Genomic DNA, 17,401 nt, shown 5'->3' with positions numbered 1-17,401 from the left:
TGGTTGATTAAGTTTATTGAGTTAGATTAGGTTGATTGAGTTGTATATTCTAATTTGCCTGTAATTTTCAAATTTATGATTATCTAAGCAGCTCAACTTATTCAACCGCTCACTTAATCAACCCAATCAACTAAACACTAATCATCACTGGTATCTCCGTTACCTTTATAGGCGCTTTTTCTCACAATTGGCATGCCTGCTGCATTAAAGAGATCATCCAGTTTTAGCAAACTCCCGTTTGAAAGGTTTGACAGCAATACAATGGTGATATCGTCCTTAATATCCCGCAAGTAGATATGCCTGAAACCGTGCCACCAGCCGGTATGATAAATCACCTGTTTGCCTGGTGCTTCAAAAATCCGCCAGCCATATCCATAACTAAAGTGGCCGTGCAGCATTGGATTACGCGGAACATAAGCAGAGTCCATAGTGGCCTGTTTTAGCAGTCGGCCCTGGCGCAACGCTCTGTCGTATAAATATAGGTCGCCAACAGTGCTGTAAATGCCTTTATCACCCACAGGGCCATCCAGGAAGTTTTGTGCGACTGAATACCGCCATTGTCCCCTGTCGTGCCCCACCACATCAACAGGAATTTTTTCGTAAACCGCTTTTGAGTAAACGGCCGTATGTGCCATTCCTGATGGGATAAAAATATGTGTTTTAACGAAATCAGCGTAGGACTGACCAGTAACTTTTTCAATAATGGAACCCAGCACCATAAAGTTAGAGTTGTTGTATAAAAAGCGTTTATCGGGCTTATTAAACGGGCGCGGTTTATATTGGGCTATCAGTGCCATTTCCTGTGCATTGGTAAGGCCCTTGCGCTGGTCACGGTGTTCGGCGCGGTACAGGTCATCGGTAAAATAAACATAGTTCATCATTCCCGAGCGATGGGTAAGCAATAGCCTGATCGTTATACCATCGTATGGAAAATCAGGGAAGTATTTTTTTACGTCATCATTTAACGAAAGCTTACCTTGTTCCATCAGCATCAGAATGGCCGTTGAGGTAAATGTTTTGGTAACGGATGCCAGCTCAAACTGCGAGTTGATGTTTAATTCCTTGCGGTGCAGGTAATCAGCCCAGCCAATGGCGTTTTCGTAAATAATTTTGCCGTGTTTGGCCACCAGTACATTGCCATTAAAAGCGCGCGTACGGTGCAATTGCTGCATCACGGCATCAATCTTTTTATCAGCGTTTTTAGCGTTGTAAGCCAGCAGGGTTGTGGTGTCCATTGGGCGCTCAGGTTTTGCGGCCGCACCATTCTTATTTTTATTATTATTATTATTATTTGCACTTGACGTGCACGAGCTCAAAAAAAACAAGCAGAAGGCAGAAGTTAAAATAGCTTTATACACAAATCTCATAAATAAATATCCCACACATTAGAACGATTGCAAAAATTAGAAATTATACCGGCATGTTTAACATAATGTTTTAATTATTTTCAATTTGGTTAACATCTGTTTAAATTTAACCATGAAATCGTTTCGCTTTTTCCTGGTATTCTTTGTTTTAATAGTCATTGCACACACAGGCTTTGCACAGGATACAGGTGACGCCCAATCGCTGACAAAAGAAGCGGTACAATTGAACAAGGCTGGGAAATATGCCGAGGCTGTTGACAAATACAGCCAGGCTTTAAAACTGGATCCGGAGAATATTTATGCGAATTATGGTATGGCTTTTTCGCTCCTGGCGTCCGAAAAGGGCAAAGAAGGGATCCCGTATTTACAAAAAGTTATTAACTCCAACAGTTCCATCACCATATGGGCTTATGACCTTTTGGGCAGTATCTATGATAAAGAACACGATTCGGCCAAAGCCATCGAAGCTTTTAAGGCGGGCTTAAAACTCGACCCGAAATACCAGAGCATTTATTACAATTTAGGACTGGTTTATTTTAGGGATAGAAATTATGCCGGGGCGGAAAAATGCGCCATCGAATCGATGAAGCTCGATCCCAAACATGCCAGCAGCCAGCGCATGTATGCCCTGGTTTGTTTTCACCAAAATAAAAGGGCCAATGCTTTGCTGGGTTTATGCAGCTTTATCCTGCTTGAACCTAACACCGCCCGAACTACGGAGGCTTATGGCAACATAACACACATTTTACAGGGTGGTATTTTACTGCCGCCTGCCGGAACACCTACGCTAATGGTGGATGCTAATAGCCTCGCCTTGAATAACGCCATCAGTAAGGCTATTGCCGATGCAGATAAAAAGAAATACCCCAGCCCGGCCGACCAGCTAACAGCGGAGTTAACCAATATTTTTACCGCCATTGGCCAACTGGCCGATAAACAAAATGCCGATCCCGTTTTCAAAAAATACTTTGCCGATTATTTTTACCAGCTGGCGCAATCGCCAAATATGCCGGCTTTTGCCAGGATGATCAATTGGGGCAATACCGAAAGTGCTAAATGGATAAGTGAGCATCCACAGTATATGAATGATTTGGATGGGTGGGTAAAAACGACGGCGAGAGACTTTTGAATTACTTTTAACCTTATATAAATATGAGAACCTTACGCAAAATCCTTTTAGTACTTATCGTTTTCTCGCTGGCCGGTTCGTCTGTGGCTTTTAGCCAGGATCAACCTGATGCAAAATCCCTGATCAATGAAGGGATTGCGTTAAACGACAGCGGCAAATATGTGGCAGCTATAGAAAAGTATAAAGCAGCCTTAAAAATAGATCCTGAAAATTTACAGGTACAGTATGAAATGTCGTACACGCTTTTCAGCAGCGGTAGAGGGGATGATGCTATTCCCTTGTTAGAAAAAGTAGCTCCATCAAACAGGTACGCAGAAGCTTATGACTTGCTTGCAAGTATTTATGACGACAAAAAGGATTTTGAAAAATCGATTGCTTATTATCAACAGGGAATCATTGCCTTTCCTGATTATCAGCGGCTTCGTTTTAACCTCGCAGTTTCTTATCTCCGTCAAAAAAGGTATCCGGAGGCTGAACAAGCTGCAATTAAGGCGATTCAGCTCGATCCGAAACATGCCAGCAGTCAGCGGGCTTATGCACTCGCAATGTACCATCAAAACAGGGGAGCAGCCTCTATAATGGCGTTTTGCAGTTTTTTGATGCTTGAGCCACAAACAAAGCGGTCTGCCGAAGCGTACCAGTACGTACAAAGTATCATCAAGTCTAAAGTTACTGTGGATACGGCGAATGGTAAGAAAAGCGTGACGATTCGTGTTCAAGACAATAAAGAAAATACCGACGAATCTGCGCTGGATATGTTTCTTTCAATGATCGCGGCATCACCAACGCTTGACGAAAATAAGAATAAGCCAGCGGTCGACATCCTGAATGAGGAGCTGTCTACACTTTTTGAGGAAGGCGGTGAACTGGGGGAAAAGAAGCGAGAAAAGGATTTTTTCTGGAAGTTTTATGTAGACTACTTTTATAAATTAGCGCAAAGCAATAACATGCCGGCCTTTGCGCGATTTATTAGCCTGAGCGCCTACCGGGAAGAAGACCTTCAATGGTTTAAAGACAATGATAGCAAACTTACTGCTTTAGACACATGGGTGTCTAATACGAAAAGGGAGGTGCAATAACTCGACGTAATGGAACAAAACAGGCTTCGGTTTAAATCAATACCCGAAAATTTATTCTTGCTTTTATTAATTGCCAACAATTTTATTGCGCTTTATTTCCTTTCTATCGATCTAATGTTTGTAGAGTTCCCGGCGAATAAATATACAAGTACAGAGATGTATCTTATTTTAGCTCGCAGCGGTTTTATTATCAGCCTCTTTTTTCACTTATCTCCTTATTAATAAGTTATCTGTTTAAACGGTTCTTTCTTAAGGCATTAACAGGCCAGTTAAAATTCTTTTTAATGCAATTTGGATTCCTGTTTATTTTATTCGTCATGGCCTTATTTTTCTTGTATATTTTGCCTGATTTAAAAGCCTAAAAGCGCCACGCAACATCATGAATAAAAAACAACTGCTTGAATTTATCCCCTTAACTATCTTCTTGATTGCTGAAATTTGTCGCTGCCTTCACCTTCCCTATTCATCAATGGTCATGGTACTCTGTGGATTTCTATTATCATGCCTGTATTTTGCTGCCGCATTATGGCTATATGCTGCTTATGCTATACACCCGATGAATAGGATTATAGCCGGTTTCAGTTTTAGCACGGCCATCGTCGCACTGATGTTTAGTCTCTCAAATTGGCAGTTCTGGCGTGTCTATTCTATTTTAGGCTTATTACTTTTAGGGGTACCTCTTGTTATCTCGCTATTTAACTATAAAAACATCGCGTATAAACAGATTTTATACCGCAGTATTTTCTTCATCGTTTTACTATCATCGGTATTTGGCTATAAAAGTTTTTGGGGTTGATTTGATTAATAATTTTACTTTTTGCCACTCCCATAGACCAACTAAAACCCTAACTTTGCCCCTGCAAAAAATACAATTTCCATGAGTTTCAGAACTGAACACGATACCATGGGCGAGGTACAGGTACCCGCCGATAAATACTGGGGAGCACAAACCGAAAGATCGCGCAATAACTTTAAAATTGGCCCCGAGGCGTCTATGCCTAAGGAGATTATTGCGGCATTTGCCTACCTAAAAAAAGCAGCCGCTTATACCAATACCGATTGCGGCGTATTGCCCGCCGAAAAACGCGACCAGATTGCACAGGTTTGTGATGAGATCCTGGCAGGTTCGCTTGCCGGCGAATTTCCGCTGGTGATCTGGCAAACAGGTTCGGGCACCCAGTCAAATATGAATGTGAACGAGGTAATTGCAAACCGCGCGCATGTACTGGCCGGCAATAAACTGGGCGAAGGCAAAACTTTCATCCATCCGAATGACGACGTAAATAAATCGCAGTCGTCCAACGATACCTACCCAACGGCTATGCACATTGCCGCCTATAAAATGGTGATCGATGTAACCATACCGGGTATTGAAAAACTGCGCGATACGCTGAAAGCAAAATCCGAAGCATTTAAAAGCGTGGTAAAGATTGGCCGTACCCACCTGATGGATGCTACACCGCTTACTTTGGGCCAGGAATTTTCAGGCTATGTATCTCAACTGGACCATGGTTTAAAAGCATTAAAAAACACCCTCGACCACCTGTCGGAACTTGCCCTTGGCGGTACCGCCGTAGGTACAGGCATCAATACCCCAAAAGGTTACGATGTTAAGGTAGCTGAATATATTGCCAAATTTACCGGCCTGCCATTCCGCACCGCGGAAAATAAATTTGAAGCGCTGGCCGCGCATGATGCTATTGTGGAGAGCCACGGTGCATTAAAACAAATTGCCGTATCGCTGATGAAAATCGCCAATGATATCCGTATGCTGGCTTCTGGTCCGCGTTCAGGTATTGGCGAGATCCACATTCCTGATAACGAGCCGGGATCATCTATTATGCCGGGCAAAGTTAACCCCACCCAAAACGAAGCCGTTACCATGGTGGCGGCACAGGTTATGGGGAATGATGTAACTATTTCTATCGGTGGCTCAAACGGACATTATGAGTTGAACGTATTTAAACCGGTTATGGCAGCCAACTTTTTACAGTCGGCCCGCCTGATTGGGGATGCCTGCACTTCATTCAACGACCATTGCGCTGTTGGCATCGAACCAAATTATGCCGGTATTAAAAAACATCTCGAAAATTCATTGATGCTGGTAACCGCCCTAAATCCGCATATCGGTTACGAGAACGCTGCAAAAATTGCAAAAAAAGCGTTGAAAGAAAACCTTTCCTTACGCGAAGCCGCAATTGGTTTAGGCCTGTTGACTAACGAACAGTTTGATGAATGGGTACGCCCGGAAGATATGATAGGAAGTTTGAAGTAAAAGTCCGCCTCACCCCAAACCCCTCTCCACCGGAGAGGGGCTTAGAAAATATATTTGATGCAAAACCCTTTCAGCTTTCGCCTTTCGGCTTTCACCTTACTTATGGCCTTGTGCGTAAGCTCCTGCTCGTTCAACCCAAATCAGCAGACACCCGGCGAAGGCTATTTACAGGGCGAGTGGCGGCAGGATTCTGTAACAAATCAAAAGCAATTGATCAGTTATTCGCTATATCATCTTAAATTTAGCTGCGATTCTTTTTACGTGGAGATCCATTCGTTCAGCAAGACCAACACAGGGACTGATACCTGCATGAATGCTGGTCATTGGACCGAATATACAAAAGGGACTTATATTCAACGAAACGATACCGTGCGTTTAACGGGGCAATTTTGTAATGCAGATTACACCCTTAAGGATGATAAAGGCTGTTTCCGTTCGGGCGACTATGATGAACTTTTTAAAGTAACAAAACAAAGTGATTCCTTGCTTACTTTTGCCGGCACCACAGATGTAATCCCGATTAAGGCGCGTTTAATTAAAAGAGTATCCTGTCACCCAAAACCCATTTGATATGAGCATGATCAAGTTTATTAAACAACTGTTGTTTATATTTTTAATTTCTTATTTGCCGCTGCAATCAATGGCATGGGGTGCCCAGGGGCACCGTATTTGCGGGCAAATAGCCAGTACCTATCTTACGCCAAAAGCACGTAAAGCCATTGAGGCGATATTAGGCAACGAATCCATAGCCATGGCCAGTAACTGGGCCGACTTTATCAAATCGGATCCCGATTATAATTATTTGTCATCATGGCATTATATCGATTTTGATAAAGTATTAACCTACCCCGAAATGATAGGTTATTTAAACCAGGATAACAACGTGGACGCTTATACTAAACTTCAGTTTTTGATAGGCGAACTGAAAAGGAACAACCTGAGCAAGGAAAATAAATTGCTTGACCTTAGGATGCTGATTCATATTGTGGAGGATGTACACCAGCCGATGCATGTTGCCCATGCTGATGATAAGGGCGGAAATGATTTTAAGGTAAACTGGTTTAGTACACCCACTAATTTGCATTCGGTATGGGACTCGCAGTTGATAGATTTTCAGCAGTTGAGTTATACCGAATATGCGGCAGCCATTAACCATACCACCCAGTCTGAAAGGGCTGCGTGGCAAAAGGACCCCATCAGTAAATGGTTGTTTGAATCGAACCAGATGGCTGAAAAATTATACACCGAAATAAAACCCGGCGATACGCTTAATTATAAATACAATTTCAACCACGTCGATCAGCTCAACCAGCGCCTTCTGATGGCCGGCGTAAGGCTTGCCGGGGTGCTGAATGCTATTTTTGGTTAGGAGAATTGTTGGAAGGTTGAAATGTTGGAAAGTTGCTTCGCCGATGACTAACGTTTCAACTTTCCAATTTTGCAAATCCAAAAAACATTCCAACATTTCAACCTTACAACAACGCTAACAAAATGAAAATCCTTATGGTATGCCTTGGAAATATTTGCCGGTCGCCGCTGGCACATGGCATTATGGAGCAAATGGCGATTGAACGCGGACTGAATTGGGAAATAGAATCAGCCGGTACCGGCGACTGGCATGTAGGTGAACCGCCGGACCGCAGGTCTATCCGCGCGGCAAAAAATCATGGCATCGATATTAGCACACAGGTTTGCCGCTTATTCAGGATAAGTGATTTTGATTATTACGACCATATTTTCGTGATGGACAAAAGCAACCTGGGCGATATCCTGGCCAAAGCCCGCAATAAAGAGGACGAAAAAAAGTGAGGCTTTTATTGGGCGATAAAATCGTCCCCGATCCTTATTATGATGATACACAGTTTGAGCCTGTTTTTAAAATGATTGAACAGGGATGCAGCGATATTATTAAACGACTTGCCGGGGCCTGAAAAGGCGTTGGCTATTGTACCGTTTTTATCAACTTAAAAAAAGCCAGTTCCTCACCATCTCTTATCATATTGTCCAATCGTTCAAGCCCGGCTTTTTGAAGCACTTTTTGCGATGCCACATTCTCCAGGGTGGTTACGCCAACAATCTCCGTGGCATCAGTATGGGTGAAAGCATAGGCAACCATGATTTGCGCCATCTCGCCGGCAATGCCTTTACCCCAAAAATTCCGGCCCAGTACATAGCCAAGTTCTATTTTATTTAATTCGCCGTCATACGGCCTTAGCAGGCAGATCCCTATAAATTCTTCGTTGCCGTTGTTAAATATACCCCAGCGCCCCAAAACTTTTCCGGCTGCATAGTCATGCAAGCCGTCTCTGAAGATTCTGCGATTTTCGTCCCTCGTTCTTTTTGGCAGGTGACGGGTTACTTCTTCATCATCAAAAAGCGACAGGTATATTTTTTCCTCTTCGGGGCTGAAGTTGCGGATTACAAAACGCGGCGTTTGGGCTACAATGTGCATAGCTTCAAAGTTATGCTATTTTGTTTAATCCGGAATTCAACAAGTTAAGGATTCTTCAGAATGGAAAAATTATTGGAAAGCTGGCATTTTGGTAATATTTGCACAGCTAAACCCCGGGCTCAAAAAGATTGGCCCAGCGCAACATATAAACCGCTTATCCTGGGTTCACCAGCCGGCTTTTGGCCTACGCCGTAATCAACCCGGATGGCAAGCCCTTTTTCAATGTCAAAAAAGTAGCGGATGCCGCCACCATAGTTAGGTTTTAACTGCGCAAAACTAAAGCTGGTGTGAAATACTTCGCCGGTACCAATAAAAGCTGCCAGCCCAAAGCTGTTGTTAATACGGTACCGGAGTTCGGTTTGCCCGGCTATATAATTCCTGTCGCGGAAACGGCCCTCGTAATAACCCCGCATCATTTCATCGCTTCCCATTTGAGGCAGCAAATAAAACGGCGATCTTGAACCGGTGAGGCTTTGTTCCTGGATATCTGTCCCCAAAACCAGTTTCTTGCTTAAAGAAAAAAACTCAGAATATTCAATGTTAAAAAAACCACCTTCATAGCCGTTATTGATAAAAGCGCCATGCATCAAATTGTAATAAGCATTAATAATGATGCCTTTGGTGGTATAAGTATTGTTGTTTCGGGTATCATAAGTAAACGTCGGTCCGGCGTAACCGGCTGTTCCGCCCCTTTTGTCTTCCACCGAAGGATCGGTATTTAAAACCCCCTGCCTGTTTCTGTCAAACCTGTAATAATATTTAAATCCTCCTGCTACATAGCCTAAATACAAGCCATTGCCCAAATTAAATTCACTCTCAAAATTAACTTTATACCTTTTTTCAAAAACCTCGTCAACATCTGCCAAATGGGTGTTATTGCCAATGCCGTAAAAATTGAACGGAAAATTATAATAGCTGATAGTTGCCAGGTAATGAATTTTGTTTTGAGGTGTCCAGTAATTGGCATTTAAGCTTAGCTTAGTTTGCCCTTTGGTGGTAATGGTTGCGTAGCCAAACAAACTGGAAACATGGGTAGTATGATCGCTGGTATCAGTATAAAACGAAACCAGCGCCGCGCCGCCAACTTCAAGGCCCGTTTCAGGGGCCGAAGCAAGAGCCGGCAGCAATACAAACCCCGGCTTGCGGGTGCTATCCTTATTAAAATACATTTTGCGGATAAATTTTGGTAAAAAATTCATCTGGGCATACACACAGCTGGCGCTAAAAAGTATTATTAATAAAATAATAATTCGTTTCATAAAAAGCAGATGTGGCTAAGATAGATACTTTCGGCATTTTATTGGCTTAATAAAATGATAATGGCTCATATTTCACCAAAATATCTACTTTTGCACCAAATTTTTGAATAAAGATCATGAGTAGTACAAAAGGCCCGGTATCGCAGTTTATTGAAAAAAACTACCTGCATTTTAATGCGGCAGCGTTAATGGATGCAGCAAAAGGATATGAAACACACCTGCTTGAAGGCGGTAAAATGATGGTTACGCTTGCCGGTGCCATGAGCACGGCAGAATTGGGTATTTCGCTTGCCGAGATGATCCGCCAGGATAAAATTGCCATCATCTCGTGTACCGGCGCTAACCTCGAAGAGGATATTATGAACCTGGTAGCGCATTCGCATTATAAACGTGTGCCTAACTACCGAGACCTTAGTCCGCAGGATGAGTGGGATTTGCTTGAAAATCACTACAATCGCGTAACAGACACCTGTATTCCTGAAGAAGAAGCCTTCAGGCGGCTGCAAAAGCACATCCATAAACTTTGGAAAGATGCGGATACCGCCGGCGAACGCTATTTTCCGCATGAGTTTATGTACAAAATGCTGCTAAGCGGCGACTTGAAACAATATTACGAGATCGACCCTAAAAATTCGTGGATGCTGGCAGCGGCCGAAAAGAATTTGCCGATAGTAGTTCCCGGATGGGAAGACAGCACTATGGGTAACATCTTTGCCTCATACGTTATTAAAGGCGAAATAAAACCAACCACCATGAAAAGCGGTATCGAATACATGGCATGGCTGGCTGATTGGTATGTAAAAAACTCTTCCGGCAAAGGCATCGGCTTTTTCCAGATCGGGGGCGGTATAGCAGGCGATTTCCCGATTTGCGTGGTACCAATGTTGTACCAGGATATGGAAATGCCCGAAATTCCTTTCTGGAGTTATTTTTGCCAGATCTCTGATTCAACCACATCCTACGGCTCTTACTCCGGCGCGGTGCCTAATGAAAAAATTACCTGGGGTAAACTGGATATCCATACCCCAAAATTTATTGTTGAATCGGATGCCACCATTGTAGCGCCGTTAATATTTGCCTGGATATTAGGACAGTAATTTGATTTCGGAATTCGGATGTTCGATTTCGAATTTATAAAATTTATAAAAAAAGTCATGAAGACCCTTTCCAACACGGAAGGGGTTTTTGTTTTGAATAGCCCTAACCGCCATTTTACCCCCAACCAACGACATAATGACCCAATGACGCGAAGCAAACCTGCCTGCCGCAGGCAGGTGACCCAATGACGTTAATAAAATAAGGTGCAAAAAATAATACCAATTAATTTAAAACATAACTTTAAGCCACCAATTGTTTATTGATCACCTAAAAACCAGGGCATTATGTTCATCGTTTCTTCATACGCCGCAGCTATTGTATTTTGTATCATCACCATGCTTTGCTGGGGATCATGGGCCAACAGCCAAAAACTTGCTGCCAAAAGCTGGCGCTTTGAACTCTTTTACTGGGATTATGTGATCGGGATCCTCTTCTTTTCTGTCCTTTCTGCTTTTACATTAGGAAGTTTTGGAACGCAGGGCCGCAGCTTTTTAGCTGATTTGAAGCAGGCAGATGGCGGCAACATTGCCAGTGCCTTAATTGGTGGTATTGTTTTTAATGCTGCAAATATTTTATTCTCTGCAGCTATCGCTATTGCCGGTATGGCGGTAGCTTTTCCGGTAGCCATAGGTATTGCTTTGGTGTTGGGTGTATTGCTCAATTATTTTGCATTACAGCAGGGCAACCCGGTTTATTTGTTTGCCGGGGTAGGCTGCATCTGTTTAGCCATCATCCTTAATGCAATGGCCTTCCGCAAGGCCGGCAGCGGGGGTAACAAGGTTTCATCAAAAGGCATTGTGTTGAGTATAGTCGCTGGCGTGCTGATGTCCTTCTTTTACCGGTTCATAGCCGCGTCTATGGACCTGCAAAACTTTGCAGCACCTGCGGCTGGTAAAATGACACCATATACTGCCGTATTTATTTTCTCGGTCGGAATTTTGCTTAGTAACTTTCTATTCAATACTATCCTGATGAAAAAGCCTTTCTCGGGATTGCCTGTTAGTTATGCTGATTATTTTAAAGGCAATTTTAAAACCCATCTCACCGGCGTATTGGGTGGCGCCATCTGGGGAATCGGCAATTCATTTAACCTTATCGCCGCAGGCAAAGCAGGCCCTGCAATATCGTACGGCCTTGGGCAGGGCGCTACACTTATAGCAGCACTTTGGGGGATACTTATCTGGAAAGAATTTAAAAACGCGCCAAAAGGCACTAATGCCCTGCTATCTAGTATGCTCGTGGCTTACGTTATTGGTTTGGGGTTGATCATTGGCGCAAAATAACAACCAGGCCCCACGCGCGTAACATCAGTGTTTTATTTTTTATCCCGATGTAACGGATAATATCGGCTTTGCCCTGGTGACGGTCACCTTCATCTATAGTAGTAACGAGGGTCTGAAGCAGTACCGTTTCAAGCAATTCAAAATCCTTTTGAAGCATCTCTTTAGTATAAAGCATAGCCACATCCTTTGGCCCGCCGGAGGTATTGTTCAGTTGCGCCGGGTTAAATACCTCCAAAATTAATACCCCGCCAGGTTTTAACCATTTTATTGCATTTTGATGTGCTGTTTTACGGACGTCAGGAGGTAAATGTGCGTAGATAAAAGCAACGGCATCGGCACTCTTTTCAGGATAAGTTATTGTTGCGGCATCCCCGGTGACATATTCAATTTCCACCTTTTTTAGCGCTGCCAGTTGCAAAGCCTTGGCCTTTCCTTCTTCGCTTCCATCAAAGGCTTTCACGGTCCAGCCGGCAGATGCCGCATAAACACCATTGCGGCCCTCGCCATCGCAGGGCAGAATAATGGTGCCGGGTTTTAGTTTGCGCAACTCGGCAGCAAAGAAAACGTTTGGCTCTTCTCCGTAAATATATTCTTTCGCGCTATAACGCTCATCCCAAAAACTTTTCATCGATCATTAATTTTGCTTTGATGTTGGTGACTATGATCGTTCAACTAAGCCGCCGTGTCCTTTTCCACGCTGTACTCCGGCATGTACCTGATTCCGGGCGTAAGCCAGTGTAATAACAATACCTTCGAGTATCTTAAATTAAATGGCGCAAGCACACCTGTCACACTGAGTAATATGGCGATATAAAGCCATGGGTTATGGCTGCCGGTTAATATCGAGGTGCCCACCGCCAGCGTTACCAGCTCAGCCACAATGAAAGCATAACTAATATACATCGCAGCGTAAAAATAGCCAGGCTCCCGTTCGTAAACAAAGCCGCAATGCGGGCAGGCCTTGTTGATTTTTTGCCCGACCAGGCTATACATTGGCTTTTCGTAAATATTTCCCACACGGCACCGTGGGCATTTGCCGGTAATTACAGCGGGCCACATTGGCAAACGCTTTATTGGCGCCTTTTCCATTTCAACAATCTTCATACAAAATTATTCATTAGTTCAACAATCAGCAAACAACCTCAATGGTGTTTTGCTCAGTTTCCGCCGTACAGTTTTTCCATAACCGGTATCCTCCCGAAAGATTGTATACATTATTGAACCCGCTTTGCCTTAATATACGCTGGGCAAGGTATCCCCTTAAACCGGCTTCGCAATAAATATAAATATTCTTTTGGGTTGATAGCTCATCCATTCTGCCACGCAGTTCATCAATGGGTATGTTAATGGCTCCGCCAATATAGCCAGCCCGGTATTCTTCCGGGCTCCTCACATCCAGAAGCAGGTCATCTTCGCCAATTTTATTCGTTTCGTCCCAATAAAATATATTCAGGCGGCCCAGCAGTATGTTTTCAGCGACAAATCCGGCCATGTTCACCGGGTCTTTTGCCGATGAATACGGCGGAGCATAGGCGTGTTCAAATTCAACGAGTTCATCAATAGTACCGTTTCTTTTAATAACCGATGATAAGATATCCAGGCGCTTATCCGCACCGTCAAACCCTGCAACCTGCGCGTTATATAGGCGCCCGTTATCAGGCGAAAAAGCAACCTGAATGGTCATTTGCTTTGCACCGGGGAAATACCCCGCATGCGAGCCGCTACTGGTAGTTGATACCGTATGTTTGATGCCGGCGGCTTTTAAATGTTTTGATGCCGTGCCGGCCGTGCCAACAGTCATGCCAAACACCTGCACTATAGCAGTATTAATGGAACCATGATATTGCTGCACATTGCCCATTACGATGTTATTGGCACAAATCCGCCCTTGTTTATTGGCCGGCCCGGCAAGGTAGGTAACCATTGCCTGCCCGGTAATAGGGTTTTCAAATTCAATGGCATCGCCAACTGCGTAAATATCGGGGTTGGATGTTTGCAGGTATTCGTTAACGTATATTCCCCGCCCTTCGCCAATTTTTAACCCGGCGCCTGCTGCCAGCCTGGTATCAGGACGCACCCCGATCGACAGGATCACAATATCGGCATCCAGTACATCACCCGACTTTAAGTTAACAGCAAGGCCCCCGTCAGTTTGCTCAAAACCGGTTACCGCGTTATTTAAATACAGATGAACCCCCAAACTGCGGATATGCTGCTGTACGATGGCAGCCAGCGGGAAATCAAGCGGAGCCATTACCTGGTTTCCCATCTCGATAATGGTAACATCCAGGCCCAGCCCATGCAGGTTTTCGGCCATCTCAAGCCCTATAAAACCACCGCCCACAACCACTGCTTTTTTTGCCTGTTTGTGATAAATATATTTTTTGATATAATCAGTATCTGACACATTTCGCAAAGTAAATATGCCATCATTTCCAATACCAGGTAAAGGAGGCCTGATAGGCCCGGCGCCGGGCGACAGGACCAGTTTATCGTAGGTCTCTTCGTATACATCACCTGTTACCTGGTTCTCTGCAGTAACTGTTTTTTTGCCAGGATCGATTCCGGTTACTTCGGTCAATACCCTAACATCAATATTAAAACGCTGATTAAAAGATGCTGCTGTTTGTACAAATAATTTATTACGGTCGGTGATCACCTCACCGATATAATAGGGTAGGCCGCAATTGGCGTAGGAAATATATTCTCCCTTTTCGAAAATGATGATTTCGGCATGTTCGTCCAGTCTTCTTAACCTGGCAGCGGTGCTTGCACCGCCTGCTACCGCACCAATAATGATATATCTCATGGTCTGTTTATTACATGCTTAACTAATGCTAAGCTGATGAAGGCAAAGGTGGGCGAAATTGGAAGTTTAAAATGTGATAAATGTTACATTCCGCATAATTTTAATGTCATGTTGTTCAGTTATTAACTTGCAATACCCAGCAAAATAGCTTCCTCGTTTTTTTGGCCAAAGGATGAATGAAAAATAACATAGAATGCTGAACGATATAAGCAATGTGTAAAAGGCCTGAAAGGATACAGTTGATCCACCACAGAGTGAGCTATTTTCATACTTGCGGGGTATAAGCGGCATCATTATAGCTGGTCTACTTTATCACTCAAATGAGTAATAGCATATTAAAAAACAAACAGTGCCTCGCCAATCATCAATCAGCAGCGTTTGCTTAAGACAGATATACCTTTACCAATTGTTATTTCATTGTACATCCGCAGGCTTTTTGTTTCGTTGCGCAACACATGCAACACCCAGCAAAAAGCGAAAAAAAGCTGATAATTAAGTATTTAACAACTGACATTACTGCCCCTTATAACCAAAATGCAGGCCGGATCCTTAACTAAACGATAATGACTCATCAATCACCATCATTTGCCTGCCCGGGAGCTGGTTTACAGGCTCTTTTTAATAAAGAAACAAATAAGGCAACATGATTGACCGGAATCCCATTTCAAAAGGGTGATTAGACGCCCCGGCAATTCACTCAAAGAGAGGATTGATAAAAAACACGAATATGTGCAATTTCACAGGTGAAGTAAATACTTTTTAAACACCTGCCAGTAAAAACATTAATCCATACCTTATGAAAACATTAATTACCTATTTACTAATTGTGATTTTCGCTGCCCTTTTTATACTCCCGGGTTGTAAAAAAAACAATCCCGGCCCCAAGCCAATTATCCCGGTTCTCCCCAAAATTACCGCTATTTCGCCAACGTCCGGCACTGCGGGTACCTCTGTTACCATCACCGGCTCGGCATTTGAACTTTCAGCCGCTGCCAATACGGTCAAATTCAATGGCACAGTTGCTGCCGTCAGCTCGGCAACTGCCACTACATTGATTGTAACAGCACCAGCAGGCGCGGGTACCGGGCCGGTAAGTGTTACCACAACAGGAGGCACGGCTACAGGTCCAACATTTACCTATTTATTGGCCCCCGGCGTTACCTCTATCAGCCCGGCATCGGGTGTGGCCGGGGTATCGGTTACCCTTACAGGTACAAATTTCGATGCCGTAGCTGCTAATAACGTGGTTAAGTTTCATGGTGTTGCAGCCACTGTGACCGCAGCTACTACAACCTCATTGGTCGTTACCGCGCCGGCGGCAGGAAGCACAGGGGCCGTTACTGTAACCACAACAGGCGGCACGGCAACAGGGCCGGTATTCACCTATTTGCTGGCGCCGGTTATTGCAGGCATCAGCCCTGCTACTGCAGCTGCCGGCGCTGCCGTTACCATAACCGGTACCAATTTTGATGCGACGGCCGCCAATGATGTGGTTAAGTTTAATGGTACCGTTGCAACGGTTACCAGTGCCACCGCTACACAAATAATAGCTACGGTACCGGCCGGCGGCACAAACGGAAATATAACAGTAACTACTCCCGGCGGAACATCTAATGGTATGGCCTTTACTTACCTGGTTGCTACCGGGCCCAACATTTATGTAGTTGGCTCGGATACTCGGTCTGGGTTTGGTTACTGGAAAAACTCCGCCTTCACCGCTACTACCGATTGTAACGGGGCGGATGCCATGGTTGGCTCAGGTACAGACATTTATTTTGCAGGCCCATCAACAACACAAACGCCTACCTACTGGAAAAATAATACAGCAGTACATGTCTCGTCGCAAACAGGTTTTACTTCTTCTGTCGCAGTTTCAGGTGCCGACGTATATTGCCTGGGTGTGCTTAACAATGTTTACACCTATTGGAAAAATACAACAGCTACGCCTTTAACAACTACAAGTTTGATCTACCTTACTGGTACCTATCAAAATAACGAACTGGCAGTAAGTAACGGAGATGTTTACGTAGCCGGCGCACAATATTTGGGCAACTCAACTATTTTAAAAGCTACTTACTGGAAAAACGGCAGCCCGATTGATCTGACAGACGGGATCCATTCAGGCAGCGCCAGGGCGACGGCCGTGTATGTTTCTGGCGCAGATGTCTATGTGGCTGGTTTGGAGGAAATCCGCGACATCACTACCGGGGGTATCATCAACGAAGCTCCACGTCTTTGGAAAAACGGCGTATCAGTGCCAATTACTACACCTGCAAACAGTATATTCAACACCATCACGAGTATTTTGGTGTCGGGCAGCGATGTGTATCTTGGTGGCCAGTATAATGGCGCCGGGGCTGTTTGGAAAAACGGAGCCATGATCAACACTGCTGCCTATTCGGTTGCCGAAGTCGTGTCCTCCATCTTTTTATATAACAATACGGATCTGTATATAAGCGGTGCATCGTCGTCATCAGGAAATAATTGTTATTGGAAGAATGGCAATTTTGTGGAAATGGACCCGGGATGTACGCACCAGGGCGCAAATTGCGCGGCGACCTTCGCCAACCAGGTGGTTTCTATTTATGTTAAATAAAAAGCAAATAATGTTTCTGCAGGGCATCCGTGCGGATGCCCTGCAGAAACATTC

17 protein-coding genes are annotated in these 17,401 nt (G+C 44.1%); 11 read left to right on the top strand and 6 right to left on the bottom strand.

Translation table 11 applies throughout. The features are described 5' to 3' along the window. Positions 1–137 precede the first annotated feature (137 nt). On the bottom strand, positions 138–1,367 hold the full coding sequence (locus tag MgSA37_RS00825) for a serine hydrolase domain-containing protein (RefSeq protein WP_096349384.1): 1,230 nt from the start codon (positions 1,365–1,367) through the stop codon (positions 138–140). A 112-nt stretch (positions 1,368–1,479) separates the two neighbouring features. Between MgSA37_RS00825 and MgSA37_RS00820 the strand changes: the two genes are divergently transcribed. The 8 genes from MgSA37_RS00820 to MgSA37_RS29495 all read left to right on the top strand — a co-directional run bounded on the left by MgSA37_RS00820 (position 1,480) and on the right by MgSA37_RS29495 (position 7,781). Then, positions 1,480–2,496, top strand: a complete 1,017-nt coding sequence (locus MgSA37_RS00820; protein ID WP_096349383.1) for a tetratricopeptide repeat protein — start codon at positions 1,480–1,482, stop codon at positions 2,494–2,496. Positions 2,497–2,519: 23 nt separating this feature from the next. Beyond that, positions 2,520–3,575: a tetratricopeptide repeat protein gene (locus MgSA37_RS00815; RefSeq protein ID WP_096349382.1), complete on the top strand. Its 1,056-nt coding sequence runs from the start codon at positions 2,520–2,522 to the stop codon at positions 3,573–3,575. Between the two features lie 379 nt (positions 3,576–3,954). Beyond that, complete coding sequence (locus tag MgSA37_RS00810; protein ID WP_096349381.1) at positions 3,955–4,371, top strand: hypothetical protein; 417 nt, start codon at positions 3,955–3,957, stop codon at positions 4,369–4,371. A gap of 81 nt (positions 4,372–4,452) precedes the next feature. Then, positions 4,453–5,850: a class II fumarate hydratase gene (fumC, locus tag MgSA37_RS00805; RefSeq protein WP_096349380.1), complete on the top strand. Its 1,398-nt coding sequence runs from the start codon at positions 4,453–4,455 to the stop codon at positions 5,848–5,850. 57 nt (positions 5,851–5,907) lie between these two features. Further along, positions 5,908–6,420 carry a hypothetical protein gene (locus tag MgSA37_RS00800; RefSeq protein WP_096349379.1) on the top strand — a complete coding sequence of 171 codons (513 nt, stop codon included), beginning with the start codon at positions 5,908–5,910 and terminating at the stop codon, positions 6,418–6,420. Position 6,421: 1 nt separating this feature from the next. Then, on the top strand, positions 6,422–7,219 hold the full coding sequence (locus tag MgSA37_RS00795) for a S1/P1 nuclease (RefSeq protein WP_232010757.1): 798 nt from the start codon (positions 6,422–6,424) through the stop codon (positions 7,217–7,219). Positions 7,220–7,341: 122 nt separating this feature from the next. Continuing rightward, positions 7,342–7,659: a low molecular weight protein-tyrosine-phosphatase gene (locus MgSA37_RS00790; protein ID WP_317046619.1), complete on the top strand. Its 318-nt coding sequence runs from the start codon at positions 7,342–7,344 to the stop codon at positions 7,657–7,659. Further along, entirely contained in the window at positions 7,656–7,781 is a 126-nt protein-coding gene (locus MgSA37_RS29495; RefSeq protein ID WP_317046618.1) for a low molecular weight phosphatase family protein, read from the top strand. Before MgSA37_RS00790 ends, MgSA37_RS29495 begins: the two co-directional genes overlap by 4 nt. Positions 7,782–7,792: 11 nt before the next feature. Here the strand turns inward: MgSA37_RS29495 and MgSA37_RS00785 are convergent, their stop codons facing one another. Together MgSA37_RS00785 and MgSA37_RS00780 are read right to left on the bottom strand one after the other, a co-directional pair. Then, the gene (locus tag MgSA37_RS00785; RefSeq protein WP_096349378.1) at positions 7,793–8,302 is read right to left on the bottom strand and encodes a GNAT family N-acetyltransferase; all 510 of its coding nucleotides are present in this window, start codon (positions 8,300–8,302) and stop codon (positions 7,793–7,795) included. Between the two features lie 119 nt (positions 8,303–8,421). Further along, positions 8,422–9,561, bottom strand: coding sequence for a BamA/TamA family outer membrane protein (locus MgSA37_RS00780; RefSeq protein ID WP_157750367.1), 1,140 nt, complete (start codon positions 9,559–9,561; stop codon positions 8,422–8,424). 116 nt (positions 9,562–9,677) lie between these two features. Between MgSA37_RS00780 and MgSA37_RS00775 the strand changes: the two genes are divergently transcribed. Both MgSA37_RS00775 and MgSA37_RS00770 read left to right on the top strand, forming a co-directional pair. Further along, positions 9,678–10,658 carry a deoxyhypusine synthase family protein gene (locus MgSA37_RS00775; RefSeq protein WP_096349376.1) on the top strand — a complete coding sequence of 327 codons (981 nt, stop codon included), beginning with the start codon at positions 9,678–9,680 and terminating at the stop codon, positions 10,656–10,658. 285 nt (positions 10,659–10,943) lie between these two features. After that, positions 10,944–11,942, top strand: a complete 999-nt coding sequence (locus MgSA37_RS00770; protein ID WP_096349375.1) for a GRP family sugar transporter — start codon at positions 10,944–10,946, stop codon at positions 11,940–11,942. Here the strand turns inward: MgSA37_RS00770 and MgSA37_RS00765 are convergent. From MgSA37_RS00765 to MgSA37_RS00755, 3 genes are read right to left on the bottom strand one after another with little or no spacing between them, the layout of a single operon-like run. Then, positions 11,926–12,570 (bottom strand): class I SAM-dependent methyltransferase, encoded by a 645-nt coding sequence (locus MgSA37_RS00765; RefSeq protein WP_096349374.1) that lies wholly within the window; start codon positions 12,568–12,570, stop codon positions 11,926–11,928. The genes MgSA37_RS00770 and MgSA37_RS00765 overlap by 17 nt on opposite strands. Positions 12,571–12,614: 44 nt before the next feature. Continuing rightward, complete coding sequence (locus MgSA37_RS00760; protein WP_232010756.1) at positions 12,615–13,046, bottom strand: DUF983 domain-containing protein; 432 nt, start codon at positions 13,044–13,046, stop codon at positions 12,615–12,617. 25 nt (positions 13,047–13,071) lie between these two features. After that, complete coding sequence (locus MgSA37_RS00755) at positions 13,072–14,751, bottom strand: FAD-dependent oxidoreductase (protein WP_096349373.1); 1,680 nt, start codon at positions 14,749–14,751, stop codon at positions 13,072–13,074. Between the two features lie 796 nt (positions 14,752–15,547). On the opposite strand from MgSA37_RS00755, the gene MgSA37_RS00750 reads away from it, so the two are divergent. Further along, the gene (locus MgSA37_RS00750; protein WP_096349372.1) at positions 15,548–17,347 is read left to right on the top strand and encodes an IPT/TIG domain-containing protein; all 1,800 of its coding nucleotides are present in this window, start codon (positions 15,548–15,550) and stop codon (positions 17,345–17,347) included. Positions 17,348–17,401 lie beyond the last annotated feature (54 nt).

It is taken from the genome of Mucilaginibacter gotjawali (genome assembly GCF_002355435.1).
Classification (GTDB): Bacteria; Bacteroidota; Bacteroidia; order Sphingobacteriales; family Sphingobacteriaceae; genus Mucilaginibacter; species Mucilaginibacter gotjawali.
Note: the sequence above shows the minus strand (reverse complement) of the source record. Positions and strands in the feature narration are given on the sequence as shown.

Coding starts and splice junctions, on each gene's coding strand:
- MgSA37_RS00755 (WP_096349373.1), bottom strand. CDS start 14,751: ATGAGATATATCATTATTGGTGCGGTAGCAGGCGGTGCAAGCACCGCT.
- MgSA37_RS00785 (WP_096349378.1), bottom strand. CDS start 8,302: ATGCACATTGTAGCCCAAACGCCGCGTTTTGTAATCCGCAACTTCAGC.
- MgSA37_RS00770 (WP_096349375.1), top strand. CDS start 10,944: ATGTTCATCGTTTCTTCATACGCCGCAGCTATTGTATTTTGTATCATC.
- MgSA37_RS00810 (WP_096349381.1), top strand. CDS start 3,955: ATGAATAAAAAACAACTGCTTGAATTTATCCCCTTAACTATCTTCTTG.
- MgSA37_RS00825 (WP_096349384.1), bottom strand. CDS start 1,367: ATGAGATTTGTGTATAAAGCTATTTTAACTTCTGCCTTCTGCTTGTTT.
- MgSA37_RS00795 (WP_232010757.1), top strand. CDS start 6,422: ATGAGCATGATCAAGTTTATTAAACAACTGTTGTTTATATTTTTAATT.
- MgSA37_RS00750 (WP_096349372.1), top strand. CDS start 15,548: ATGAAAACATTAATTACCTATTTACTAATTGTGATTTTCGCTGCCCTT.
- MgSA37_RS00765 (WP_096349374.1), bottom strand. CDS start 12,570: ATGAAAAGTTTTTGGGATGAGCGTTATAGCGCGAAAGAATATATTTAC.
- MgSA37_RS00820 (WP_096349383.1), top strand. CDS start 1,480: ATGAAATCGTTTCGCTTTTTCCTGGTATTCTTTGTTTTAATAGTCATT.
- MgSA37_RS00790 (WP_317046619.1), top strand. CDS start 7,342: ATGAAAATCCTTATGGTATGCCTTGGAAATATTTGCCGGTCGCCGCTG.
- MgSA37_RS00760 (WP_232010756.1), bottom strand. CDS start 13,046: ATGAAGATTGTTGAAATGGAAAAGGCGCCAATAAAGCGTTTGCCAATG.
- MgSA37_RS00800 (WP_096349379.1), top strand. CDS start 5,908: ATGCAAAACCCTTTCAGCTTTCGCCTTTCGGCTTTCACCTTACTTATG.
- MgSA37_RS00775 (WP_096349376.1), top strand. CDS start 9,678: ATGAGTAGTACAAAAGGCCCGGTATCGCAGTTTATTGAAAAAAACTAC.
- MgSA37_RS00780 (WP_157750367.1), bottom strand. CDS start 9,561: ATGAAACGAATTATTATTTTATTAATAATACTTTTTAGCGCCAGCTGT.
- MgSA37_RS00815 (WP_096349382.1), top strand. CDS start 2,520: ATGAGAACCTTACGCAAAATCCTTTTAGTACTTATCGTTTTCTCGCTG.
- fumC (WP_096349380.1), top strand. CDS start 4,453: ATGAGTTTCAGAACTGAACACGATACCATGGGCGAGGTACAGGTACCC.